Here is a 25,692-nt window from a genome sequence, read left to right on the forward strand (position 1 = left end):
CTGAGGTCGTGCACGGCGGTGGTCCCGCCCGGGTAGGTCTTGGTGACGCCGCTGAACTCGATGTCGGACACCGTTTTTCCGCCTTCTATCCGAGGGGCTTGTCGAGCCCCTGCGCCTGCACCCACGCCTTCGCGGCCGCGGCCGGTTCAACCAGTTCGATACGACGTCCTCCGCCTACAACATTCCGGTCGCTGTTCGCCTGACCGGCGAACTCGATATCACCGCATTGCAGCAGGCGCTAGCCGATGTGATCGGCCGCCACGAGACCCTGCGGACCATCTACCCGCAGGCCGACGGCGTCGCCACCCAGGTGATCGTGACTGCCGCGCAGGCGATTCCGGACCTGACGCCGATTACGGTGACCGCCGAATCGGTGCGTGACCGGATTGCCGAGCTCATCTCCACCGGGTTCGATGTGACGGCGGAAGTGCCGTTGCGCGCCAAGCTGTTCCGCGTCGAGACACCCGCTGTGGTGGAGGCGCTCGGTGCACACGAGGCCGTCGTACTGGATGTGGCGGATGCCTTCGAGGCGGCCACCCTGCGGGCCGTCGGCGCGCATGCGGCCGTCGCCCTGGGCATGGTCCGGACGCCGGTGCCGGCCAAGCCGGTGGTCGAGCACGTGCTGGTGTTCGTGGCGCACCACATCAGCGCGGACGGCTGGTCCATGGGCCCGCTCACCCGCGATGTGATGATCGCGTACGCGGCGCGCGCCAACGGTGTCACGCCAGGCTGGGCGCCGATGCCCGTGCAGTACGCCGACTACTCGATCTGGCAGCGTGCGGTGCTCGGTTCCGAACGCGATCCCGAGAGCCTCATCTCCGCGCAAGCCGAGTACTGGCGGACCGCGCTGGCGGATCTGCCCGATGAGCTCAATCTGCCGTCCGACCGTCCGCGGCCGAACGCGCAGTCCTTCCGCGGCGGCAAGGTGCACTTCCCCATCGGGGCCGGACTGCACCGCGGCCTGCAGGGCATTGCCCGCGCACAGGGCGCGACCATGTTCATGGTGGTGCACGCCGCGCTGGCGGTGTTCCTGTCGCGTCTGGCGGGCACCGAGGACATCACCATCGGCACCCCGATCGCGGGTCGTGGCGAGGCCGAACTCGACAATGTGATCGGCATGTTCGTCAATACCCTGGTGCTGCGCACCGAGGTGGACGCGGATCTGACCTTCGCGCAGTTGCTGGCTCGCGCCAAGGATGCGGACCTGCAGGCCTTCGCGCACGCGGATATTCCGTTCGAGCGGCTCGTGGAGGTCATCAACCCGGAGCGCTCGACCGCGCGCCACCCGCTGTTCCAGGTGGTGCTGTCGTTCGAGAACCTGCCGGACAGCACCTTCGAACTGCCCGGATTGCGGGTCGCCGCCGTCGATTTCGAGAACGAGACGGCCAAGTTCGATCTGTCGCTGACGATTACCGAGGCGGGCGCGGCGGGTGAGGGCATGTACGCCGAATTCGCCTTCGCGCGTGACCTGTTCGATGACGCCACCGTCGAACGCTTCGCACAGCGCTTCACCAGGCTGCTGGAGCAGATCACCGCGCGGCCGCAGTTGCCGGTCGGTGACCTGCAATTGCTGTCGGCCGCCGAGCGCGCGGATCTGTTGTCGCGCAATGGTGGTGCGGCCGTGCAGTCGCTCACCCTGCCCGAGATCATGAGCAATGCGGTGGCCGCCAACCCGGTCGGCGAGGCCGTGGTCTTCGACGGTCAGGTGCTCGGTTACGCCGAACTCGACGCGGCCTCCTCACGCCTGGCGCGCATGCTCATCGAGCGGGGCGCCGGACCGGATGTGCGGGTGGCCGTGGCCATTCCGCGCTCGTTCGAATCGGTGCTCGCGGTGTGGGCCGTGGCCAAGTCCGGTGCGGCGTTCGTACCCGTCGATCCGGCCTACCCGGCCGATCGCATTGCGCACATGATCTCCGATTCAGGTGCGGTACTGGGTCTTACGCGCAGCGATGAGCTGGCGGCGCTGCCGCCGGTGGTCAGCCTGGCCGGCTGGATCTCGCTCGATGACCCGCTGGTCATCGCCGAGATCGAATCGCATTCGCCCGCAGCGGTCACCGATGCGGAGCGGTGGGCCCCGATCCGCCCCGCGCATGCGGCGTACGTCATCTACACCTCGGGTTCGACGGGTCTGCCCAAGGGCGTTGTTGTCACCCACGCGGGTCTGGCCAACTTCAGCCGCGAACAGGTCGAGCGCTACCGCCTCGACTCCACCTCGCGCGCACTGGCATTCGCGTCGCCGTCCTTCGACGCCTCGGTGCTGGAGCTGCTGCTGGCGCTCGGTGCGGGCGGCACGCTGGTCGTGGTCCCGCCGGGTACCTACGGCGGCGACGAGCTCGGCGAACTGATCGCTCGCGAGCGCGTCACGGTCGGCCTCATCACGCCGTCGGTGCTGGCTTCGCTGGAGCCGTCGCAGCTGGCGAGCATGGAGGTCATCATCGCCGGTGGCGAGGCCGTCTCGGCGGACCTCGTTGCCAAGTGGTCGGTCAATCCCGCTGGGCCGCGGCGCTTCCACAATGCCTACGGTCCGACCGAGGCCACCATCGCCACCAATATCAGTGCCGCGCTGCAGCCCGGCGATACCGTCGTCATCGGTGGTCCGGTGCGCGGTATGCGGGCCATGGTGCTGGATGCGCGACTGCACCCGGTGTCCGAAGGTGTCGCGGGCGAGCTGTACGTGGCCGGTCTGCAGCTGGCGCGGGGCTACCACGCCCGGCCGGGTCTGACCTCGGAGCGGTTCGTCGCCGATCCGTTCGGTGAGCCGGGTCAGCGTCTGTACCGCACCGGTGACGTGGTGCGCTGGCGTCGCGATGCCAAGGGCAGCCCCGTGGTGGAGTACGTGGGCCGCAATGATTTCCAGGTCAAGGTGCGCGGTTTCCGTATCGAGCTCGGCGAGATCGACGCGGCGCTCATGTCGCACGAGAGCGTGGACTTCGCGGTCACGGTCGGCCACAAGCGCCCCGCCTCCCCGGGCTTCGATCTCGGCACCACCATGCTTGCGGCCTACGTGCGGCCGGTCGACGGCGCTGTCATCGACATTGCCGCGCTGACCGAGCATGCCGCGGCGCGGTTGCCGGAGTACATGGTGCCGACGGCCATTACGGTGCTGGACCGGATTCCACTGACCCCGGCGGGCAAGCTGGACCGGCGCGCACTGCCGGAACCGGTGCTCGCACCGCGCGAATTCCGGGCTCCGGTCAGCGATATCGAGGCCATGATCGCCGAGGTGTTCGCCGAGGTACTGGGTATGGATCAGGTCGGCGCGGACGATTCGTTCTTCGCGCTCGGCGGCGACTCCATCCTCTCGATCCAGCTGGTGTCGCGGGCCAAGGCGCGTGGCATCCTGTTCACGCCGCGTGAGGTCTTCGAGAAGCGCAGCGTTTCCGGACTGGCCGAAGTCGCGGTGCTGGGCGGAGACAACGAGCAGCAGCGGCTGGCAGAGCTGCCCGGCGGCGGGGTCGGCGATATTCCGCTGACGCCGATCATGACGGCGATTCTGTCGAGTGGCTCTACGTACCAGCGGTTCTCGCAGTCCATGGCCTTGCGCCTGCCCGATGGCATCGACCGCAAGCTGCTGGTCGGCACGCTCGCGGCGGTCTTCGACCACCACGATGTGCTGCGGTCGCGTTTGCGCGGCAGTGCTGTGCTTGTTGAAGAAAGCGCCGGTTGGGAATTCGAGGCGCTGCCGCGCGGTGGCGTCGATGTGGATGCTCTCGTGCACCACGTCGAGGTCGCGGCCGATATCGCCGATGCCGAGCTGTCCCGGGTGGCCAGTGCTGAGCTCGATGCGGCGCTGAGCCGTCTCGATCCGGCGAATGCCTCCATGATGCAGTTCGTCTGGTTCGCGTTCGGCGAAGGCCGGCCGGATGTGCTGCTCGTCGCCGCCCATCACTTCGTGGTCGACGGTGTCTCCTGGCGCATTCTGATTCCGGACTTCGCGGTCGCGTGGTCGCAGCTGGCGTTCGATCAGCCGGTCGCGCTGCCCGCCAACGGCACCTCCATGCGGCGCTGGGCGCACGCCCTGGTCGATGCGGCTGTCGCGCCGGAACGTGTTGCGGAACTGTCGTTCTGGCAGGGCGTGGTCGAGACCTCGGATCCGCTGCTCGGCGCTCGCGAGTTCGACGCGGCGGTGGATACCTTCGCCACCGTGGAACGGGTCGAGGTCACCGTGCCCGCCGCGGTCACCGATGCGGTGCTGACCTCCATCCCGGGCCGGTACCGGGGTGGCGTCAATGACGGTCTGCTTTCGGCGCTGGCCATGGCGGTCGCGCGCTGGCGCGGGAACGGTAGTGACGCCGCGCTGATCAAGCTCGAGGGTCACGGCCGTGAAGAGGAAGTTGTTGCGGGCGCGGATCTTTCGCGCACAGTCGGCTGGTTCACCAGCGCCTACCCGGTGCGGCTGGACCTGGCCGGGGCCGACCTCGACGATGCCTTCGCGGGTGGAAACGCCCTGGGCGACATTGTGAAATCGGTGAAGGAGCAGCTGCTCGCCGTGCCCGACAAGGGCCTCGGCTACGGTCTGCTGCGCTACCTGAACCCGGAAACGGCTCCGCAGCTGCGCAGTGTCGGCCAGATCAGCTTCAACTATCTGGGTCGAGTCTCCACCGGTGAAGTGCCGGAACAGCTTTCGGAGCTGGGCTGGGTGCCGGTCGCCGATCTCGGGCAGCTGGACGCGGATATGGATCTCGACATGCCCGCCAATGCCACCCTCGATATCAATGCCATCGTGACCGACGGCGAGGACGGCCCGCAGCTGGGCGCGGCCTTCGCCTTCCCGACCGGACTACTGACCCGCGAGCGGGTGCAGGAGTTCGCGGACCTGTTCGTGGCGGCGCTGACGGCGCTGGCCGAGCACGCCAGGCGGCCCGACGCCGGTGGCTTCACGCCGTCGGATATGGCGCTGGTCAAGGTGACTCAGTCCGATATCGAAGGCTGGGAGCGGGCCTACCCGGCCATGACCGAGGTGTGGCCGCTCTCGCCGCTGCAGTCCGGTCTGCTGTTCCAGGCCATGATGTCGCAGAGCCGGCAGGCCGTGGACGTCTACACCATGCAGGCGGTCCTGGACCTGAACGGCGTCGTCGATACCGAGCGGCTGCACGCGGCAGCACAGGCCATCGTCGACCGCTACCCGAGCCTGCGGACCGCATTCGTCACCGACGCGGCAGGCCAGGCGCACCAGGTCGTCATGGATCGGGTCGAGGCGCCGTGGCGGATTGTCGATCTCACCGATATGCCGGAGGCGGAACGCGTTTCGCGTATGCGGGAGCTCATCGACGCCGATCGCGCCGAGCACTTCGATCTGGCGTCCGCGCCGCTCATGCGGTTCACGCTGTTCCGCACCGCGGATGATCAGTGGAACCTTGTGATCACCACCCACCACATTCTGGTGGACGGCTGGTCCATGCCGCTGCTCATGCGCGATCTGCTGGTGCTGTACGCGGTGCGCGGGGATCTGTCCGCGCTGCCGCGGGTGGCGTCCTACCGGAACTACCTGGCCTGGCTGGCCGGGCGAAATCGTCAGGAATCGCTGCAGGCGTGGACACGTGCGCTCACCGGAGTGTCCGAGCCGACCCAGCTCGCACCCGCCGGTCGCGCCGACGAGCAGTACGAGATCGGGCGGCACGTCCTCGAGGTCGATGCCGAACGCACCCGTCAGCTCAGCAAGCGGGCCGCGGAACTCAGCGTGACCGTCAATACGCTGGTGCAGACGGCGTGGGCCATTCTCATCGGACGCCTCACCGGGCGTGGCGATGTGGTGTTCGGCGCCACCGTTTCCGGACGTCCGGCCGATCTGGCGGGCGTGGAATCCATGGTGGGTCTGTTCATCAATACGGTGCCCGTGCGCATTCGCATCGATGACCGCCTCACCATCGGCGGCATGCTGGAGCGGGTGCAGGTCGAGCAGGCCGATCTGCTGGATCACCACTACATCGGGTTGACCGAGATTCAGCAATTGGCCGGTGCCGGTGCGGAATTCGACACCCTCGTGGTGTTCGAGTCCTACCCGGTGGACAAGGATGCGATCGCCGCCGCCAGCTCCATCGACGGCATGTCGGTGAACGGTGTCGGCATGAACGACGACACCCACTACCCGATGACGCTGGTGGTCATGGCCAGCGAGACCATCGAGATCTCCATGCGTTACCTGGATACCCGCTTCACCGCCGACGAGGTCGAAACCCTTGCCGCGCGGCTGAATCGGGTGCTGGACTCGCTGCTGGGTGAGCCGTCGGCGCTGGTCGGTGACATCGATATCCTCGATGAGACCGAACGCGCCCGCATCCTCGCCGAAAGTGCCGTCACCGCACCGGATTCCGCGGTGGAACCGGCGCGCGTCGGCGCTCGCACCGTGGCCAATGTGCTGGCCGAAGTGGTGGAAGAAGATCCGCAGGCCCCCGCTCTCCTGCGCGACGGCCAGGAAACCGCGTACCACGTCCTCGACCGCCGCTCCTCCCAGCTGGCCCGACTGCTCATCGACCGCGGCGCCGGCCCCGGTGACATCGTCGCCGTCGCCCTGCCGCGCTCGGTCGATGCGGTGGTCGCGGTGTGGGCGATCCAGAAGTCCGGCGCCGCAACGCTGTTCGCCGAGGGCCTGTCCTTCGGCGATATCCTCGCGGCCGGCGCCAACTTCGGCATAGCCAAGGAACCGGCAGCCAGCTCGGTCCGCTGGCTCGTCCCCTCCGACCCCAAGGTCCAGGCCGACCTGACCGCCCGCCCCGCCCACCCGGTCACCTACACCGACCGAGTCCGCCCCCTCACCGAATCCGACCCGGCCTTCGTCTACCGCGCACCCACCGGCACCTGGGCCACCCTCACCCAGACCGAAGCCCTCGACCGCGCCACCACCCTGCGCGCCGACCACGAAATCGACTACGAATCGACAACGTTCACCACCGCGACAACCGGCCTCCCCGCCGTAGACGAATTCCTCACCTCCGCCACAGCCGGTGCCCTCTCGGTCCTCCCGACCGCAGACCTCGCCACCGACCTCGACGAAGGCGAAGTAACCCACTGGTTCACCACAGCCGGTGAGCAGACAGACGAGGCAGCTGAAGAGGTCCGCATAATCCCCGACTAGCCGCAACCCGCCGGTGACGCCCGCAGATTTAATGCGTCACCGGCGAGTCGTATGCCGGTTCTCGCTACCCTCAGCCCAGGTCACAACTCTGCTTCGTCCTGTTTGCTGAGAAAGGAGGTGGTTGCGTTGGCTATGCCGGTGCCTGAGGTCGACAATTCGGGTATGCACGTTCCCGAGTCCGACCGCTGGATCGCGACCGATCTCGACCACCTCCCCGCGAACGGTCTCCGTTACGAGGTCCTGAATGGTCAGCTCATCGTGAACGCCGCCCCGAAGCCACGCCATCAGCTGGTGGTCAAATGGCTGGAGCGGGCGCTCGACTCGGCCCTACCGGCGGGATACTTCTCGATACAGGGTGTCGGGATACTAATCGGCGATGACGAGCCGATCCCGGACCTCATCGTGGGAACCGGGTCCATCCCCTTGGATGATCGTGGCATTCCGGTCGGACAGATCGCTCTTGCGGTTGAAGTGGTGTCCCGGTCGACAACCCTGACAGACCGAATGGTCAAGCCTGCCCTGTATTCCGAGGCCAAAATCCCGAACTACTGGCGGATCGAGACCAGCCGTTTCAAGGGGCAACTGCCGGGCGAATCCGTGCCGGTACTGTTCGCGTTCGTACTCGACGACGATGGCGAGTACCAACTCGCTCACCGCGCTCCCGCGGGCGCGAAGGTCACCCTGCACAGCCCCTTCGAATTCACCGTCGATCCGGCGACCTTACTGCCGTAGCCGCCCGACCCGGCCGCCGCCGCTTTCACACCACCGACCCCGTCGGCAACCGCGTCGAGTTCCTCGACCGCTGATCTGCTGTGCCCGAGGCACACTCGTCAGGCACCGGGCTCGACGAGTTGCGCGCAGCAGTGCGGTTCAGTTTTGGACGACGCAGGGGAACTCAACTCGGCCCCCAGCTATAGATCCAGGAGCTTCCCCGCGTCGCGGCGATCACTGTAGCGGGGCCGTGCTCACGACCACCACTTAATTTCCGCCAGGGGTGGGGGTCAGTAGTTCGGTTCGTCGAGCGAGGCTCGGGCGGCCGAGCCCAGTACGGCTATCAGGGCGGCACCGGCGACGAGATTGATGCAGGCGGTGGCGATTTGGGACGTTTGGTCGGCAGTGAGGGTGAACGGGACGATTACCGCGACGGCGGTGACCAGGGCGAGGATCCAATAGAAGAGGGTCATGGGGTTGGGCATGAACAGCAGCAACAGTGTGAGCATCGCGGTCGACAGGAGAGCTACCGCTGCTCCGCCGAGCGCGTAGCCGGTGGTACTCGCATTGCCGTAGGTCCCATTGCCCTCGGGCGCCAATAGCGCGAACCCGAATACCCCGCGTACCAACAGCACTCCGACCACGATCACCAGTGCGACGACAATGGCCGCCCCCACACCGCCGGCCCACAGTTTGCCGAAATCGATGCCACGATCGGAAGGCGGCTCCTCATGACCGGAGTCGGCTCGCGGTACGTACGGTCCACCCTGAACTGGCACGTTGTAGTCGCGCATGCGCCAGACCGTACCGGCACAACCGCCATCCACGCTCGAACTCGCTCTCTACGCAAGACGACACGACACCGACGCGCCGTACGGGCACAGCGCAATTGCCCAAAACGTACATTCGGCCGCCGACCGAAAGGTGCGGATGGTGCGGTCGGATCCGGGGTCCTGGCTACAGCTCATTCCCACGCGAAGCGGGGCTGGTCCATGTGGTCGACGCGGGTGGGGCGGTGGCGTAGGGCCACCTCGCGGAATTGATAGAGGATCGCGGCGGTCGGGGCATGCAGGTGGCCGCCCAGTAGGGGGAGTTGGATGGCCGGGCGGTCGGAGCCGGGGACGGGTACGAAGCGCGGGTCGACGTCGAGATCCGAGAGCGGAATCCAGTGCACCGCAGCCACTTCGGCGGGATTTGGGGTGGGGGTCGGCGAGTGCCCGATCCAGGCCACCACCGGGGTCATCACATAGCCGGAGCGGGTCGGGTAGTCGTCGAGCAGCCCGAGCACCGCCGAACGGGGCACAGCGATTCCCAGCTCCTCGTGCAGCTCCCGCAATGCCGCCGCTTCCGCGTCCTCCCCAGGATCCAGCTTGCCACCCGGCAGGGCCAGTTGCCCGGCATGGGCCCGCAGTCCCGACGACCGCTCGGTCAGCCAAATGCCTTGTTCCCCATCACGATCGGCAATCACGATCAGCACCGCGGCAGGCTTGCGGCCATCAGGATCAACAGCTCGCCGCGAGAACGCGCCCACCGCCTCGGCCACCTCGCGCCGCAGCTGGTCAGCGGGCACGTCACTCCAGCGGTACCCGCTACTGTCCTCGTCGACCGGCATCAGCCGAACCTAATTCGCCCCGCCGCCCGCCGTCAACGCCCGCTCGGGCAGGCCTGATCGGATGCCTTGGGCGACTACGTTCACAGCGCGAGCAGCGGCAGCGCCGGGAAGATGAAGTCTCGCCACAGCACACGCGAGGCCTCCTCCGGGTACGCGATGACCGTCGACGGCGTGTCGAAGAAGACCGCCAGCCCCGCCTCCCGACTACCGCGCAGCACTCCGGCCGCCGTGCGGACCTCCGGCTCGGACTCGGACGGATTGCTGGATGCGGCCATTTCGTTTTTCCTCTCTATGGCTGTTCGGCCGAGCATCCAGTCGAGGCGGTGATCAGCCGTTGGCGCCATGGGGGGCGGGGGCGGACAGATACTGCTGGAGGGCTTGGGAGACAGCGGCGTCGCCTTGGACTGTCGGGTGACCGGGTTGTCCCAAGAAATCCGGACCCGGGGTGAGTACCCCGTTCAACCATGGATCGTTCGAACACAGCCCATGGCCTGCGGTGACCGCTGCGGCGTCGAAGTATTCGACACCGAGCAGGGGAGCGGCCGCACGCGGTGCCTGCTGAACACTGTCGAAAGCGTCCGTTACGGCACCTGCATGGGGAATGCCAGCCGGGACCCCCAGTATGCGCATGCATATCGATTGATCACCCGGGGTGTGCAGTTCCTGGTACCCGACCAGAACGATCCGCGCGTTCGGGGCGTAGTAGCGGATGTAGGTGACGATGTCGCGAAGGTGGTCGGCGTAGTCATGACCGGTCAGCGGGGTCGGCGGATAGTCGTCGGAGGCTGCGTCGGCCGTGCTGCACCCGCGCAGGATATTCAGCAAGCACGGCACCACCGCAGACTGTGCGTTGTGGTTGGCACCCCAGACGTCGTTCAAACCGAATTGCAGCAGCACGGCCTGGGTGCGGGCTCCGAACGCCCCGTCCGCCGCGGCTTGCCGCGCCTCGGTCAGGGCCGTCCAGTAGGGATCGTCTCCGTGCCGGTACAGGTAGGCGCCGACGCAGGACACATCGTCGAAATCATTGTTCTGCGCCAGCCCCATCCGCTGCGCCAACTGATTCGGCCAGGACGTGGACAGGTGCGGACAGGCCACCCCGGTCGGCTGGGGTTGCATGGTGGCCAGGGTGGCATTGGCAGTATTCGAATCGCCCATGACGACCAGCGACTTGCCGGAATCCGCTTGCCCCGGGTCGGTTTCCGCACCGGCCACCGGCGCGGTGAGGCCGCCCAGCAATGCCGCCCATCCGAAGGCCATAACGACGGCAATGTTGAGAGAGCGCATGAGAAGAAAACCTTTCGAGGACTTGCGATCGAGCTTCGCCCGACAACCTTCGCAAGGTAAAGGATCTCATTTCAGAATTGGCGGGATTCACGCGCACCTCATGCCCCCAATTCTGGGGGCATCGAATCGTTCGATGGCCCGACACCTCGATCAATCCCGTCAGTGGTGGATCACCTCGCCGAGGCGCGGGAGGATGAGGCGTTTCCAGCTTCGTTCCATGGCGTTGCGTGCCATCTTCTGCCGGCGGTCTTGGATGTCAAAGCCTGTCTGTGTCAACAGGAGTCGTGTGCCACGGCCTTGGGGTTGCATCGTCCAATCGACAATCCAGCGGGCGGGATATTCGGACCGCGAATACATCCAGCTGTAGGTCAGCTGTTCACGCGGTTGGGCTGCCAGCACCTCGCAGGCGATCTCATCGATCGGTGACGACGGGATGGTGAATCGGAAATGGGTTCCGACCGAGGCGGCGAATCCGGTCGGCCGGAGGAGCCATCGCTCCAGGAGATCCGGCTCCGTCAACGCGCGCCACACGGCTTCCGGGGGTTGTGGGAAGAAGCTGCCGAGCTCCACGGCGGCGGGATTCAATTCCGCGTCAGCTATCACTCACCGTGTCCTTCTTTGAACTTCGACTCCAAATCCGCGGCGAGCAGCGGCTTTTCGGCCTCCATCTGCTGCACGTAGACGACCGCGTCATTGACGGTTCGCAGGCTCGCCATATCCTCGTCCGGGATCTGCACGCCGTATTTGTCCTCGAGTTGCACGGCGATCTCCACCAGCGACAGCGAGTCGATGTCCAGGTCGTCGACGAAGGACTTCTCGATCTTCACATCGGAGGCTTCGATGCCCGTCACCTCCTCGATGATCTCTGCGATGCCGGCGATGATTTCTTCCTGCGTGGTAGCCATGCCAGTACGCTAAAAGCTCCACCGGGGTGGAGGTTCAAGAGGTTGTGACAGACGACATACAAATCGGCGCGCTGGTGAGCATCGGGGAGTTGGCGCGCAGCACCGGGCTTGCGGTGCGAACGATCCGGTTCTATTGCGACGAGGGCATTCTGGAGTCTCGTCGCAGTGCGGGCGGGCATCGGATGTTCGACGCCGGCAGCGCTACCGAACGACTGCTGCTGGTGCGGCGGTTGCGCGCGCTCGGTCTCGGGCTTGGCTCGATTACCGATGTGCTGCAAGGTGATCGGTCGATCGCCGAGGCCATCGCCGCCGAAAGTGCGCGACTCGATACCGAATTCAGGTCGCTGGCATGGCGGCGGGCGGCACTGCGGGCACTCGAGACGGCTGCCCCGATGCAGCGGACCGAGCGGCTCGTATTGCTGGCCGATGCACCGGACGGTGGTGTGGCGCACGATTGCCTGCTGCGGTTCTGGCAGCGCATCCTCGCACCGCTGCCTCGGTCCGATATCGACATGTGGGTGTGCTGGAATGTCCCGGAGCCGCCCGCTGATCCGTCCATCGACGAGGTTGTCGCGTACGCCGAATTGGCCGCTCTTGCCGCCGATCCCGAATTGCACAAGGTTGTGCGACACCAATACTGGCGAAATCAGCCGGAGCTGATCCGCAATCCCCGCGGACTGTACGCCGACGTGGGCGACGTAATGACGGCTGTGGTGCCACTCGTCTCGGAAGGCGTGCGGCCGCGCAGTGGCGACGAACTCGATCGATACGTCAAGGCTCATGCCAGTGCGCGCGGGGAATGTGATTCCCCGCGCTTCCGTGAGCAATTGCTGATCGACGCAACAGACACCGATCGCCGGATTCGGCAATACTGGGCTCTGACCGGGCAGTTCTTCGGAACTCGTATCACTGTGGGACAAGCTCATAACTGGGTGTACGACGCACTGACCCACTCCGCCGAACTATAAACCGGCGAGGGTGTAATCGGAATTGACCGAATTGTCGTACTGACGATTCGTGCGAATTCTGGTCAGAGTGTGACGGTCGCGGGGCTGTAGACGTATGGTCACGGCCACGTTCACACGGGGGAATCCGGCCGATGGGCCTGATTGCGTGAGCTGAATCGTATTCAGCGGCAACAAATTGCAGTGAGGGAACCATGATCGAATCGCATGAGTCTCGGCATGATCAATGAAGCGTCGGCTGAAGATCGCCGCTGTCGCGTTCGCCGGAATTGCCGCGACGCTGGGAGTGACGAGCGGGGTTTTGCGCGGCGGCAATGATCCGCGAACTGTGCCGGAGCGTCCGGATGAGGCGCGGGCGGGGAGTGTGGTCACCGGCCGGCCGGAGGCGAGTTGGTCAGGGGACCGGGTATTGACCGTGGATGCGGGCGGCACCGAAGCGGAGCAATCGATTCCGCCGGGCCGATACCGAGTGCAGGTGATTCACTCGGCAGTTCCCGGAACGGTGTCACGGTGTTCGGCACGGCCGTGTTCGGCGCTCGCGAATTTCATCGACGGCATGGTTGCGTCGGGTACCGACTCGCGGGCCATGGTCGAGATCATGCCCACGGATCGGGCCGTGGAGCTTGTCAATGTGCGGCTCATAGCAATCGAATAGCTCGGTCGACGCGACAAAACCGGCAAATCCTAAGGCTCCGAGTCGAATCGACTCGGAGCCTTAGGATCGGAGCGGTGGCCATTTCAGGTGCAAGGCGTGGAAGGCGCGTGCTAAACGGCGGTGGCGTGCCCGATGGTGATGTTGCCGAACGAGGTTCGCGCGAACACCTGCACGATGTCCCCGCCCTGCGACCGGTCGACGGGTCCCAGCTGGTTCTGCACGCTGCCCTGCTGGGTGTTGGATTCCAGCCGCGCCGTGCTGCCCGGGCGGATACCCACCTCCAGGTTGCCCATGGACGTCTCCAGCCGCAGCACACCACGCGAAGCCTCACCGATGTGGATGTCGCCCTTGGCGGTCTTCGCGGTCACCGAACCGTGCGTGCGCTCGACGGCGATATCGCCGGCCGAAACCTGCAGATCGCAATCGCCGACTTCACCGGTGGCCAGCAGTCGGCCCTCACCGGCGGTGGCTTGGAACCCTGAGCCGGTGGGCGCCTCGATGATCACCTCGATCGACTGGTTGGTGCCGAACGGGGTGTGGGTGCGCCATCCCTTCGGGGCCTTCACCGTCAGCGTGCCCGCGGCGAAATCGACCCGGGTCTGCTCGGCGGCGTGCACGTCGGCCTTCTTGGCAGCGTCGGCCGGCTGGACCTTCACGACGGTATCGGTGCGGTCGGAGGCGATGACCGTGACATTGCCGGACAGCACGTCGACGGTGATGGCGATCGGTTCGGTGGTCTGGAAAGTAGGCATGGCGTGTACTCCTGCGGTGTTCGCGGCCCGGAGGCCGCGGTTGCTGTGTTGCTGACAGGAATTACTTTCGCGTGCTCGGCTGATGCCGACCTGACGCCGACCTGACACGTCCGCTGACACGGTGTTCGGCCTGGATCGACAGTCGAACCGGATCGGAGCGCCGTACGTATCGTGGTTGAAGACTTCGATTCTGTCGTTGCTTGGAGGGGTTATGACGACTGGTGGGCAGTTGGCGCTCGAATTGGATGGGCTGTTCAAGGCTTTCGGGGGACCTTGGGTAGTCGAGGGAGTGAGTCTTGCTGTGCCGCCTGGGTCGTTCTTCGGGCTGGTGGGGCCTAACGGGGCAGGGAAAACGACCACGCTGTCGATGGCGGTAGGCCTCTTGCGACCTGATCATGGGGCAGCTCGGATCTTCGGAACCGAGGTGTGGGCGGATCCGGTGCGGGCCAAGACTGTGGTGGGTGTGCTACCGGATGGCTTGGCGCTGCCCGAGCGGCTTACCGGGCGGGAGTTGTTGACCTACACGGGATTACTGCGGGGCATGGACAAGGCCACAGTGGGGGAGCGGACTGCGGAACTGCTCAGTGTGCTCGAGCTGACCGGCGCGGAAAACACTGTGGTGGTTGACTATTCGGCTGGTATGCGGAAGAAGATCGGCCTGGCCACCGCACTGCTGCACGCACCCAAGCTGCTGGTGCTGGATGAGCCGTTCGAGGCGGTGGATCCGGTGTCCGCCAGCACTATTCGCACCATTCTGCAGCGGTTCGTGGCAGCGGGCGGATCGGTGGTGCTGTCCAGCCATGTGATGGCACTCGTGGAGAACGTCTGCGATCGGGTGGCGGTCATCGACCGCGGGAAGGTCGTCGCGGGCGGGACCGTCGCGGAGGTACGCGGCGCGGGGACGCTCGAAGAAGCGTTCGTGCGGCTCGTCGGCGGACACGTCGGCGGGGAAGAGGGGCTGTCGTGGTTGGCGTCCTGATTCGAATGCGGTTGCGGCTCACCGCAAGAGCCATGCGGGAGGGCCGGGCCGCACTGAACTTCTGGATCGGCAGCCTGTTCGGACTGGTCGCGGCGCTGGTGACGGCGGCCATTATCGGGTTCGGGCCCAACACCCTGCACGGCGGTGTGACCATTGCGGCCGTGCTGTTCGGCGCCTGGACGCTCGGCTGGATCTGTGGGCCGGTGCTCACCGGCAGCAGCGACGAGACACTGCAGCCGGAACACTTCCGGCTCCTGCCGCTGACCGATCGGCAGCTGGCATACGGCCTGGCGGCGGCCGCCTTTGCCGGGCCCGCGGCAGTGATCAACCTGATCGCCTTCGCGGGTCTGGTGATCCTGGCCGCGCCGCACGGCATTCTGCCCGCGCTGGTCGCGATCGTCGGGGTGGCGCTGCAACTCGTCTTCGTGGTGCTGCTGTCCCGCGTGGTGATGGCCTGGCTCGGCGCGGCCATGCGGTCGCGGCGCGGTAAGGATCTGGGCGTGCTGCTGGCGGCGCTGCTCGGCCTGGCGTACTACCCGATCAACCTGCTCATCTCGAATCTCGCTCCGGCAGTGGAGAATACGTCGAGAAGGTTCGCCACCCCGCTGCGCGCCGTGCCCTCAGGGTGGGCACCCGCGGCCGTGGAGGCCGCCGCTCGCGGGGATGTGCTGTGGACACTGCTGCCGCTCCTCGGGCTGGCCGCACTGTCACTGGTGCTGTGGCAGGCGTGGGCGGTGCTGCTGCACCGGCGTCTCACCGTTCCGCCGGTATCCGCCGGGCAGGTGCTCGACGGCGAGAACGGCCTGCTCGAACGCTTCGTACCCCCGACACCTGTGGGCGCGGTAGTCGCGAAGGAGCTACGCACCTGGTGGCGGGACAGTCGCCGGCGCGCCGCACTGCTGCCGCTGCTGCTCATCGGATTCGCGCTGCCGGTATTCCTGGCCATCAAAAACGGCAATACCGGAACCATCCCGTTCGCAGGTGCTTTCGTCGTTTGGCTGGCAACCATGGGCGGCACCAATCTGTACGGATTCGACGGCACCGCGATCTGGCAGACCATAGTCACGCCGGGCGCGGCGCGGGCCGATGTGCGCGGCCGGGCCATCGCCTGGGCGATCCTGGTCGCACCGGTGGCGCTCCTGGCGACGCTGATCCTGCCGGGCATACTCGGGCAGACCCGCATGTACCCGTGGGCGCTGTCCACCCTGCCGGTGCTGCTGGGCGTCGGTGTCGGCGCGGTGGTATTTCTCTCCACTCATGCGGCGTTCTCCCTTCCACCCCAACGTGGTAACCCGTTCTCCGGCTCCGGGAATCCGGGCTGCGCGAAGGTACTCATGCAGCTGTGCGTCGGCCTCGGACAGTTGCTGATATCGGTGCCGGTACTGGCGATTCTGGGCGTCGGTGCGGCCCTGGGCTATCCCTGGGTGCAATGGCTGGCGCTACCGCTCGGTCTGGTTCTGGGCGGGTTAGCCGCAAGCATCGGAATCCGCCTCGCGACCAACAGATTGGAGGCCCAGGGTCCGGAGATCCTGATAGCGGTCAAGCCCCGCTGAACTGCGATCTCCCTTTCCCGACAGGAGAACTCGCCGCTACCTACCCCGAATGTGCCTGCCCGCCGCAAATCGGGTAGCCCACTACTGCCGATATTCGCGCCGCGAGCCCGCATTCTGGAGCCAGCGGGCGGTACGTCGGGGCACCAAGCGCCCCATTCCGCTCGCGTACTGCTCGAACAGCATTGGGAGACAGCGGAAGTGGATCAAATCCTGTATTGGAACGCGGTGGCGCTGGAGTCGGACCGCATGGCGCACACCGAGATCACACCCGCGGAACGCGGGTCACGCGGTCCAGTGGGCAGTTCGCGGGCGCTCGCGATCGTGCACCTTGCCATGCACGACGCCTACTTCAGCATTATCGGCGCGGCGCACGGGACCTGGCTCACGGCGCCGCCGGTGGCGGCCAATGGGTCCGCCTTCGAATCCGCCGTCGCGGTTGCGGCGCATACGACGCTGACCGCGCTGTATCCGGCGCAGACCGCGAGACTGGACAGAGCATTGCGGGAGGCGGGATTACGCGGGCCGGGTACCGGGCGCGGGGGTACGCACGGGCAGGCCGTCGGGCGCGCGGTGCTCAAAGCCCGCGCGGGCGATCCGAGCCTGGGTGACGGTGATTATCTTGCGGATATCGTGCCGCCCAATCACCGGCCCGATCCGGTCAACCCGAAACAGGGCTACTACGCACCGCATTACGGTGCGCGTTCGCGGTGCTTCGCGGTATCGCGGCGGTACACCTTGGATGCGCCGCCGAAGACCAGCGATCCGCGCTACCTGGCGGCGCTGCGGGATGTGCGAGCCAAGGGCATCACCCTGGAATCGGTTGCGGCGCAACCACCTCGCTCCGCTGCCCGCACACCGGACGAGACCCTCATCGCGGTGTTCTGGGCCTATGACGGGGCCCGTCGGATAGGAACTCCGCCGCGGTTCCACAACCAGATCGCCCGGACGCTGGCCGCCGCGCGCGAGCACACCGTCGAACAGAATGCCCGGCTGTTCGCGCTGGTCAATACCGCGCTCGCCGATGCCGGAATCCTGTGCTGGGAAGAGAAATACCGGCACAATCTGTGGCGGCCGATACTCGGTATCCGGGAGTACGACCCCGCCATCGGACCCGAAGCCGTTCCCGGCCACGATCTCGACCCGGACAGCGATCCGTTCTGGCAGCCGCACGGCGCACCGCGGAGCAATGAGACCGCCATCAATTTCACCCCGCCGTTCCCCTCGTATCCTTCCGGGCACGCCACCTTCGGGGGAGCGGCCTTCCAGATGCTGCGGCGCTACTACGGCGCTGTCACGGATGGGCCCGACACTCTCACCGACGGCATGGGTTTCGTCTCCGACGAACTCGACGGCGTCACCACCGACCATCGCGGTGTGGTGCGCGCCCGGCATGTGCGCATGTTCCTCGACGGGCTCTGGCAGATGATGCAGGAGAACGCGCGCAGTCGCGTATTCCTCGGTGTGCATTGGGCTTTCGACGCCTATGCCACCGATGCCCGCGGCGCTATGGATCTGTCGCAGAACATCGGTGGCGTGCGGCTCGGGCGGGATGTGGCCGACAATCTTTGGACCGGCGGGTTGAAACAGGATCGAGCCGCCGGACCGCGGCTGCCCTGATTCAGGAGTGCGCGGTGAGCACGGTGAGATCCACCGTCTCCGCCATGCCTGTGCGCCGGCCAGGCCGGCTCGGTGAAGCTCCGGGGTTCGGCGAGCCGGATCTCCTCGGCCGGATTCACCAGCGGCGCACGGAAAACGGCCACCCAGCGCTCTGTGTTCATCAGGACCTCCATTTAGTTGCGACGCGGAATGTTGCGTTGGCAATGAACTATCCGATTTGTTCCGCGTGTCAACTATCCGCAAAGCAATGGACTGGTTTAGGCTGGTCATCGTGGATCCCAAGCATCTCTTCGATGACCCCCGCCTGACCGCCATCGGCCTGCTGTTCGAGGCTCACGACGGTGTCATCGCCCGGCTCGGACCGACCTGGAAGGCCAACGGGCTCTCGGGTCTCGACCTGAATGCGCTTATGCGGCTCACTCGTTCGCCCGGGCGCAAGCTGCGGATGACCGATCTGGCGACCCAGACCAACCTGTCCACCAGTGGCGTCACCAGACTGGTGGATCGGCTGGAGCGCAATGGATTCGTCCGCCGCGAAGCCGACCCCGGCGATCGCCGCAGCTCCTACACCGTGCTCACCGCCGCCGGCGCGACCCGTGTGGCCCGCGTCCTCCCCGCCTACCTCGACGGTGTGGACCGCTGGTTCACCGGACTGCTCGCTCCGGAGCAACTGGACGCCCTCACCTCCGCGCTGCGCATCGTCCGTGACACCGCCAATCCGGAAGCCGCGCACACCACGGAGTAACCGCGCCTCCCGCGGTGCATCGATACGCTCGGTCTCATGGCGGAGTTGACGAGCATCCCCGATGCGCAGCGGTGGAATACGAACATCCACTACCACCGGCTACTGGCAGACGCGGTAGGCGAGGCACAAACCGTCCTCGATGTGGGTTGCGGCGAAGGCATGCTCAGTCGCTCACTGCGCCAACAGATTCCGCAGGTCACCGGCATCGACCTGCACGAGCCGAGCATCGCCCTCGCCCGCGCCCAGCCCCCGCACGACATCACCTACATCTGCGCCGACTTCCTGACCCACCCCTTCCCGCCCGCCTCCTTCGACGCCATCGTCTCGGTAGCAACCCTCCACCACATGGACCCCACCGCCGCCCTCATTCGAATGGCCGAATTGCTAACCCCCGGAGGCACACTCGCCATACTGGGCCTAGCCCGCGGCACCTTCCCCCTGGATCTCCCCCGAGAAGCCCTGGCTGCCCTCGCCTACACCCCCTACCGATTCAGAAAGAACCGCTGGGAACACCCATCCCCCATAGTCTGGCCCCCACCCCACACCTACTCCGAAATACGAGCCCTGACCCACCGCCTCCTCCCCGGCTCCCGCTACCGCCGCCGCATCTACTGGCGCTACTCCATCACCTGGACCAAGCCCGCTCCCTGATTCGGTCATCGGCCGCCTGCGAGCGCACCGCCATCACTCTGTCGACTTGGGATGTCCTGTGCCGGCGTAAGTGATCCAGGCAGTTCGCCTTTCGTCATCCACGAGGTACGAGATCCGGCCGCCACCGGTGACTTCGTATTGCCACCGTTCCAGCGCTGCTCCTTTCCAGTTGGCGGATCCGAGGGAACCCTTCAGGCGATGGTGGCGGTCCGGGTTGGTTCCGTCTCTCGGGTCGGCACGCATTGCCTCGAACGCTCGCCGGAGATTCGATGGGGCCTGTTGTGCGAGCTGTTCCCAGCCGGTGGCTGCTTCCGATGTGGCGAAGCGGATTTCGAATTCGGTGTGCAGGGCGGGTGGGGCGGCGCGATCGCCGCGCTTCGGGCTCACTCCTCGGTTCCCGGTGGCGCTGCTGGGCCGAAATCACCTTCCGGATCCTGGGTGACCAACTTCAGCAGTGCGGGATCGGCGTGGATTTCGGCGGTGTTGCGCCACTGAGTGAGGAGGGTGGCCAAGGGGGCGAGGTTTTCGAGTGCGGCAGCGCCCTTTGCTACTTCGACGAGTTCGTTGACGAACTGATCTACATCGGCGTTGGGCAAGAAGGTAATCCACGGGACGGCGTCGGGCAGCACCTCTCGCACCGCGCTGGCGCCGAACTTGCGGACGACGCTCGCCAGCAGGCGCGCGGTGAAATCGACTACCGCGCCCTCCGCGTCCAGCTGTTCCACTCGCATCAGTGCCAGATCTCCGGCATCGCGGCGGCGCAGACGCAGGGCGCGAACCTGGTCGAGACGACCCGTGGTGACGGCGGGCTTGTGTAGTAGCTCGCTGAAGGGGACAACGTCATAGGCAGCGCTCATAACATCCACACTACCTCGGATATTGGCGGTCGCAGCAGTAAATCACGAGGTAGGTGCTTCGCCGGTGAGCTTTCAGCCGACTGCGTCTGCGGCTAGGGCGGCTTTCCAGCCGGGGTATTCGCTGAGGTCTTTGGCGGATTCGGCGGCGGCGCCGGTGCAGCTGAAGCCGGGGTGCCAGGTGCCGTCGGAGAGTTCTACGGAGCCCAGTTGCATGGGGGTGGGGAGGTTGGCCAGGAAGTGGCCCAGGGCGGCGGGGGAGAGGAGCCAGCGTTCGGCGGTGATGGAGGCGCCGGGAGCGCCTTCGGGGAGGCGGGTTACGGCTGGTTTGGGTGGGGTGGTGGTGAGGGCAGCCAGGCGGTAGTTGGGGGAGGTCTGGACGGGGCCTGCCCAGCGGGCGCCGAGGGTGGTGAGTTGGTGTTCGAGGGGCTGGCCGCGGAGGTGTGCGCCGAAGACGATCAGGTCCAGGGATGGGGCGACCTGGAGGGGCCAGGCCGGGTTGGGGATGGCTGTGGATGAATTCGATGCTGCGGCAACCAGGGTGGCGATGTCGTAGGCGACTGCGTCTTCGAAGGCTCGGGCCAGGACGGTTACGCCGAAGTGGGAATCGCCGACCGTGCCTGCGGGGACGGCTACTGCGCACATGTCGAAGAGGTTGCAGAAGTTGGTGTAGGTGCCCAGGCGGGAGTTCACGCCGATGGGGTCGGCGGCTACCTCGGCGAGGGTGGGATGGGTGGGGACGGTGGGGGTCAGCAGGGCGTCCGCACCAGCCAGGCTTGCCATGGCCTGTGCGCGCAGGCGCTCCAATTCGGCCAGGTCCGTGACCAATTGGTGGGCAGGGATATCGCGGGCGGCGCGGATGATCGAAGCCACGGTGGGGTCGGCGGAGTAGGGGTGGGAGTCGACGAAATCGCCTACTGCGGAATACCTCTCGGCGACAAGGGCGCCGTTGTACAGCAGTTTGGCAGCGGCAAGGAAGGGTTCGGGATCGATCTCGACAATGGTTGCGCCACTTTCTCGCAGACCGGTGATGGTCCGTTCGAAGGCGCTGTGCCACAGCGGATCCAGATCGGGGAGGGTGCTGAAGACCGCCACGACGGGTGCGGGCGGTGCGGCCAGTCGCGCATCGGCGGGCCACGGGCGGTGCGGTGCGCCCGCTGCCATGGCTCCCATGGCGCGGTTCGCCAGTTCCAGGTCGGCGGCGAAAATGGTCACGCAGTCGTAGGAGCGGCAGGCGGGGACCACGCCGGCGGTGGAGACCACGCCGATCGTCGGTTTGATGCCGACGAGGCCGTGCAGCGCCGCGGGAACACGGCCGGAACCGGCGGTGTCGGTTCCGATGGCGATATCGGCTGCACCGCGCGCCACGGCCACCGCGGACCCGGAACTCGAACCGCCGGAGATGTATTCGGGACGCAACGCATGCTCGACCGCTCCGTACGGCGAGCGGGTGCCGACCAGACCGGTGGCGAATTGATCGAGATTGGTCTTGCCGACCACCACCGCACCGGCGGCCCGCAGGGCGGCGACGGCGGCCGCATCCCGGTCCGGAAGGTAGGCGTAGTCGGGGCAGCCCGCGGTGGTCGGCACTCCGGCGACATCCACATTGTCTTTGACAGCCAGTCGCAGGCCCGCCAAGGGTCCTGTCGCGCCGGTAGTTTCGGCGATCACGTCGGACTCGGGGCGGCGGTGGATCCACACAGTCATGCTCGGGTCTCCTGTCAGTGGTTCGAGTTCACGGCGTTTCGGTCAGCTCGCCGGCTTCTCGCCACGAATTACGTTCGTCGGTAAAGGCTTCCGATTGCTTGGCCCGGAATTCCTCGATGGACTCGGCATTGTCGGTGAGGAAGCGCCGATAGTCGGCCAGCCGGAATTCGCCGTCCGCCACGAGTAGTTCACCGCGTCCGGCGGCCACATCGGAGCGCAGATCCAGCAGCTCCTCACCGCTCACCGGATACCAGCTGATGCGGTCGAAATACCGCAGCAGCCAAGGGTCTTCGCCCACACCGGTGGAGCGGTGATTCCATACCTGGGTGGTGCGACCGACGAACTGATAGCCGCCGGGCCCCTCCATGCCGTAGATGCACAGGTACGCGCCGCCGATGCCGACCGCATTCTCCGGCGTCCAGGTGCGGGCCGGATTGTATTTGGTGGTCACCAGGCGGTGGCGTGGGTCGGTGGGGGTGGCGACGGGCGCACCGAGATAGACGTCGCCGAGACCGAGGACCAGGTACTCGGCGGCGAAGACAGTGTCGAAAACATCGTCCACCGAGGGCAATCCGTTCATGCGCCGGATGAACTCGATATTCCACGGGCACCAGGGGGCGTCGGCGCGCACACCGTGCATGTAGCGGGTGATGGCCTCCCGCGTCGACGGATCGTCCCAGGACAGCGGCAGGCGGACGGTGCGGCTGGGCACCACCAGCTGGTCGGCAGACGGCAGTTCGGCCTCCACCTCACCGAGCAGGTCCAGCAGCTTGCGGGTGGGCAGACGATCCGGATCGGTACGCACCTGTAGTGAACGCACGCCCGGGGTGAGCTCGGTGACGCCCGGCTCCGCGCGCTCCAGCAGCGCCTGGTGCAGGGCGTGCACGCGGGCTCGCAGCTCCAGATCCAGTGTCATATCGCCGTATTCGACGAGCAGGCCGTCATTGCCCGCGCGGCGGTAGGTGACGGCGGTCTCCGCCCCGTCGCGCCGGGCCACGATGCCGTCGTCCCCGTCGCCGCCCGAGGACAGCACGATCGGCCAGGCGGCCCGGCGTTCGGCGCCCAGCTCGCGCAGTGAGGCCGCGCGATCCGCGCGCACCGGGACGAAGCGCACGCTGTCGCCGGGGGTGAGCTGGCCCAGCTTCCAGCGGTCGGCGGCCACCACGGTGACGGGACAGACGAAGCCGCCGAGACTCGGACCGTCCGGGCCGAGCAGGATCGGGGTGTCGCCGGTGAAGTCCAGTGCGCCAATCGAATACGCGGTGTCATGAATATTCGACGGGTGCAGGCCCGCCTCGCCGCCATCCTGTCGCGCCCACTGCGGTTTCGGGCCGACGAGCCGCACGCCGGTCCGATCGGAGTTGAAGTGCACCTCGTAATCGGTGCCGATAATGGTGTCGAAGTCGGTGCGCGAGAAGAACTCCGGCGCGCCGTGCGGGCCCTCGGTGACGGCCAGCTCCCACCGCCGGGTGAGCACCGGCTGATCATCGCCGGGCACGCCCGCGCTCACCTTTCCGGGCACGCCGAGCGCCAGCGCATCGGCCACCGCGAGCGCCCGCCCCGTTCCGCCCCCGAACTTGCCGAGCGTGAAAGTCGCACGACTGCCGAGGTATTCGGGCACATCGATGCCACCGGCAACAAGGACGTAGCTGCGCATTCCCGGCCCGCGCACCGCACCGACATCCAAGACGCCGCCCGCCGGAACCAGCACACTGCGCCACTGCCGCACCGGCCGGCCGTTCACGGTGACGGGTACCGGAGCGCCGGTGACACACACCCAGGTCGGTGCATCGAACCGCAGTGCCGGTCCGCCGAGCGTGCATTCGAGCCCGGCGGCGCCCTCCGGATTCCCCAGCGCGCGATTGCCCAGCCGGAACGACAGATCATCCATCGGCCCCGAAGGTGGCACTCCCACATGCCAATATCCGACCCGCCCAGGCCAATCCTGGACCGTGGTCTGCATACCGGGCCGCAGCACATGGACCGTCGGGGCGGCAGTCGCACCGGTATCCGCACCGTCGCCGGGCGTCGAGATCAGCTCGTCCTCGGCTACCGCAGCGGAACTGTTCACTGTGGAGGAGGGGCTGTCCGACGTGGGGGAGTGACCCACCACCCTGAGAATGCCTTCTGCGCCATCGTGTTTCGGGGCGCGCACCTCAGCGCCGTCTGCGACCTGCGTCGCGGCGACCGTGGGCTCGGGGAGCGTTGCCGTCATCGGGTCACCACCATTCGAACCGGCGTCGGGTCGAAACCGTTGCAGGGGTTGTTGATCTGCGGGCAGTTCGAGACCAGGACGAGGGTGTCGACATCGGCGCGCAGGGTGATCTTCTTGCCGGGCGCGGAGAGGCCGTCGACAATGCCGAGGGTGCCGTCGGGCTCGACGGGGACGTTCATGAACCAGTTGATATTCGAGACCAGGTCACGCTTGCCCAGGCCCCACTTCATGCCCTCGGCGAGGAAGTTCTCCACGCAGGCGTGCTGATGCCGGGTGTGATGGCCGTAGCGGAGGGTATTGGACTCCTGTGAGCACGCGCCGGCGACGGTGTCGTGATTGCCGACCTCATCGGCGACGACCGTCATGAGCGCGGTTCCGGTATCGGTGCGCAGGACACTGCCGGTGGTGAGGAAGATATTGCGCTGAGCCGCGATGGTGGCCTGGGCGCTGTAGCGCTCGGTGTGATCATCGGCGGCGTAGAGCAGGCAGTCCACCGCCTGATTGCCGTGCAGGTCGATGATCTCCAGCTGCTCACCGGCGCGCACCACGGTCGACCAGGGCGCGCGGGCGGGGACGGTCTCGTCGAGGACGATGGTGCGGGACGAGGTGATCATGCGAGGGCCTCCAGAGTGCGGGCGTGCCAATCCAGTTCGGTGTTTTCCACCGCGCGCAGGTATTCCGGGTCGGTGCTCGGCTGCTGCGCCAGTTCCCCGGGAGCGGACCACGCCACCAGATCGAGATCCGTTGTGGGAGTGGGATCGAGGGGATGCGCGGCATTGGCGACCAGCACCGTGACGGGGAGATGGATGAGCAGTTCGACCGCCCCGCCCGGCCCGGCGCTGCCGGTGGAAACGAGCCCGCCGTCCGAGTCCACCCGCACACCGCGGAAGAAGGAGACGGTCGGCCCGATATCGCGCGGTTCCAGGCCCTGCTTGACCCCCGCCATCCGCAGCCGGTCCCGGGCGTGCGCCGATGTCCCGCAGAGGGTGTCGTGCCGGCCGGAGGAATCGGCGACGATGGTGGCGAGCACGCGGCCCTGATCCGACAGCAGCGGATGCCCCGTGCCCAGATACGCCTGCCACGGCACCTTCACCGTATCGGCCACATTCAGCCGCTCCCACGGTGATTCGGCACGCAGTAGCAGCAGATGCGCGCACGCGCCGCCCAGCGGATCGGAGAGGCGCACGCGGGTGCCGCGGCCGAGTACGAGGTTGGCATACCCACCGGCGGGAATCCGCTGTGCGAAGGTGATTTTCTCCGAATCCACGCCATCCGGCAGGTCGGGGCCGCGCAGGGCCGCCCCCGCCGCCTGTGACCGTGCATGCGCCCGCGCGCTCGAGGTGTCCGCGGTGTTCGTCATTGCTGCTCCTTCCATGCGCCGCCTGCCAGCGGCCGATGGGTATGTCGGATTG

20 protein-coding genes and 1 pseudogene are annotated in these 25,692 nt (G+C 66.8%); 9 read left to right on the top strand and 12 right to left on the bottom strand.

Annotated elements, in window-relative coordinates; all coding sequences use genetic code 11:
• Positions 1–148: 148 nt before the first annotated feature.
• A pseudogene (locus JWN03_RS10465) lies at positions 149–7,075 on the top strand (amino acid adenylation domain-containing protein); the annotation flags it as partial.
• A gap of 162 nt (positions 7,076–7,237) precedes the next feature.
• Positions 7,238–7,807, top strand: a complete 570-nt coding sequence (locus JWN03_RS10470) for a Uma2 family endonuclease (protein WP_297613277.1) — start codon at positions 7,238–7,240, stop codon at positions 7,805–7,807.
• A 269-nt stretch (positions 7,808–8,076) separates the two neighbouring features.
• Here JWN03_RS10470 and JWN03_RS10475 read toward each other — a convergent pair whose 3' ends face one another.
• The 6 genes from JWN03_RS10475 to acpM form a co-directional block, all read right to left on the bottom strand.
• Positions 8,077–8,580, bottom strand: a complete 504-nt coding sequence (locus JWN03_RS10475) for a DUF6069 family protein (protein WP_297613279.1) — start codon at positions 8,578–8,580, stop codon at positions 8,077–8,079.
• Between the two features lie 170 nt (positions 8,581–8,750).
• Positions 8,751–9,398, bottom strand: a complete 648-nt coding sequence (locus JWN03_RS10480; RefSeq protein WP_297613281.1) for an NUDIX hydrolase — start codon at positions 9,396–9,398, stop codon at positions 8,751–8,753.
• Between the two features lie 80 nt (positions 9,399–9,478).
• Positions 9,479–9,673, bottom strand: a complete 195-nt coding sequence (locus JWN03_RS10485) for a hypothetical protein (RefSeq protein WP_297613283.1) — start codon at positions 9,671–9,673, stop codon at positions 9,479–9,481.
• Positions 9,674–9,725: 52 nt separating this feature from the next.
• On the bottom strand, positions 9,726–10,682 hold the full coding sequence (locus JWN03_RS10490) for an SGNH/GDSL hydrolase family protein (protein ID WP_297613284.1): 957 nt from the start codon (positions 10,680–10,682) through the stop codon (positions 9,726–9,728).
• 159 nt (positions 10,683–10,841) lie between these two features.
• Positions 10,842–11,252 (bottom strand): SRPBCC family protein, encoded by a 411-nt coding sequence (locus JWN03_RS10495; RefSeq protein WP_297613286.1) that lies wholly within the window; start codon positions 11,250–11,252, stop codon positions 10,842–10,844.
• A 29-nt stretch (positions 11,253–11,281) separates the two neighbouring features.
• On the bottom strand, positions 11,282–11,587 hold the full coding sequence (gene acpM, locus JWN03_RS10500; protein ID WP_297613288.1) for a meromycolate extension acyl carrier protein AcpM: 306 nt from the start codon (positions 11,585–11,587) through the stop codon (positions 11,282–11,284).
• A gap of 44 nt (positions 11,588–11,631) precedes the next feature.
• Here acpM and JWN03_RS10505 point away from each other — a divergent pair, with 44 nt between their 5' ends.
• Together JWN03_RS10505 and JWN03_RS10510 are read left to right on the top strand one after the other, a co-directional pair.
• Positions 11,632–12,555: a MerR family transcriptional regulator gene (locus tag JWN03_RS10505; protein ID WP_297613290.1), complete on the top strand. Its 924-nt coding sequence runs from the start codon at positions 11,632–11,634 to the stop codon at positions 12,553–12,555.
• 223 nt (positions 12,556–12,778) lie between these two features.
• Positions 12,779–13,207 carry a hypothetical protein gene (locus tag JWN03_RS10510; protein WP_297613292.1) on the top strand — a complete coding sequence of 143 codons (429 nt, stop codon included), beginning with the start codon at positions 12,779–12,781 and terminating at the stop codon, positions 13,205–13,207.
• Between the two features lie 110 nt (positions 13,208–13,317).
• Here JWN03_RS10510 and JWN03_RS10515 read toward each other — a convergent pair whose 3' ends face one another.
• Positions 13,318–13,959, bottom strand: a complete 642-nt coding sequence (locus JWN03_RS10515; protein ID WP_297613294.1) for a DUF4097 family beta strand repeat-containing protein — start codon at positions 13,957–13,959, stop codon at positions 13,318–13,320.
• Between the two features lie 211 nt (positions 13,960–14,170).
• Here JWN03_RS10515 and JWN03_RS10520 point away from each other — a divergent pair, with 211 nt between their 5' ends.
• The 5 genes from JWN03_RS10520 to JWN03_RS10540 all read left to right on the top strand — a co-directional run bounded on the left by JWN03_RS10520 (position 14,171) and on the right by JWN03_RS10540 (position 19,504).
• Positions 14,171–14,938: an ABC transporter ATP-binding protein gene (locus tag JWN03_RS10520; RefSeq protein WP_297613296.1), complete on the top strand. Its 768-nt coding sequence runs from the start codon at positions 14,171–14,173 to the stop codon at positions 14,936–14,938.
• Positions 14,923–16,491 carry a hypothetical protein gene (locus JWN03_RS10525; RefSeq protein ID WP_297613298.1) on the top strand — a complete coding sequence of 523 codons (1,569 nt, stop codon included), beginning with the start codon at positions 14,923–14,925 and terminating at the stop codon, positions 16,489–16,491. The genes JWN03_RS10520 and JWN03_RS10525 overlap by 16 nt, the downstream gene beginning before the upstream one ends.
• Before the next feature lie 198 nt (positions 16,492–16,689).
• Positions 16,690–18,108 carry a vanadium-dependent haloperoxidase gene (locus tag JWN03_RS10530; RefSeq protein WP_297613300.1) on the top strand — a complete coding sequence of 473 codons (1,419 nt, stop codon included), beginning with the start codon at positions 16,690–16,692 and terminating at the stop codon, positions 18,106–18,108.
• A 271-nt stretch (positions 18,109–18,379) separates the two neighbouring features.
• On the top strand, positions 18,380–18,853 hold the full coding sequence (locus tag JWN03_RS10535; RefSeq protein ID WP_297613302.1) for a MarR family winged helix-turn-helix transcriptional regulator: 474 nt from the start codon (positions 18,380–18,382) through the stop codon (positions 18,851–18,853).
• A 36-nt stretch (positions 18,854–18,889) separates the two neighbouring features.
• Positions 18,890–19,504 (top strand): class I SAM-dependent methyltransferase, encoded by a 615-nt coding sequence (locus JWN03_RS10540; RefSeq protein WP_297613304.1) that lies wholly within the window; start codon positions 18,890–18,892, stop codon positions 19,502–19,504.
• Positions 19,505–19,887: 383 nt separating this feature from the next.
• Here the strand turns inward: JWN03_RS10540 and JWN03_RS10545 are convergent, their stop codons facing one another.
• From JWN03_RS10545 to JWN03_RS10565, 5 genes are all read right to left on the bottom strand, one after another.
• On the bottom strand, positions 19,888–20,361 hold the full coding sequence (locus JWN03_RS10545; RefSeq protein WP_297613305.1) for a hypothetical protein: 474 nt from the start codon (positions 20,359–20,361) through the stop codon (positions 19,888–19,890).
• 72 nt (positions 20,362–20,433) lie between these two features.
• Entirely contained in the window at positions 20,434–22,065 is a 1,632-nt protein-coding gene (atzF, locus tag JWN03_RS10550) for an allophanate hydrolase (RefSeq protein WP_297613306.1), read from the bottom strand.
• Between the two features lie 28 nt (positions 22,066–22,093).
• Positions 22,094–24,028 (bottom strand): 5-oxoprolinase/urea amidolyase family protein, encoded by a 1,935-nt coding sequence (locus tag JWN03_RS10555; protein WP_441342966.1) that lies wholly within the window; start codon positions 24,026–24,028, stop codon positions 22,094–22,096.
• Positions 24,029–24,276: 248 nt separating this feature from the next.
• Positions 24,277–24,894, bottom strand: a complete 618-nt coding sequence (locus JWN03_RS10560) for an urea amidolyase associated protein UAAP2 (protein ID WP_297613308.1) — start codon at positions 24,892–24,894, stop codon at positions 24,277–24,279.
• Entirely contained in the window at positions 24,891–25,640 is a 750-nt protein-coding gene (locus tag JWN03_RS10565; RefSeq protein ID WP_297613310.1) for a DUF1989 domain-containing protein, read from the bottom strand. The genes JWN03_RS10560 and JWN03_RS10565 overlap by 4 nt, the downstream gene beginning before the upstream one ends.
• Between the last annotated feature and the right edge of the window lie 52 nt (positions 25,641–25,692).

It is taken from the genome of Nocardia sp. (genome assembly GCF_025465275.1).
Classification (GTDB): Bacteria; Actinomycetota; Actinomycetes; order Mycobacteriales; family Mycobacteriaceae; genus Nocardia.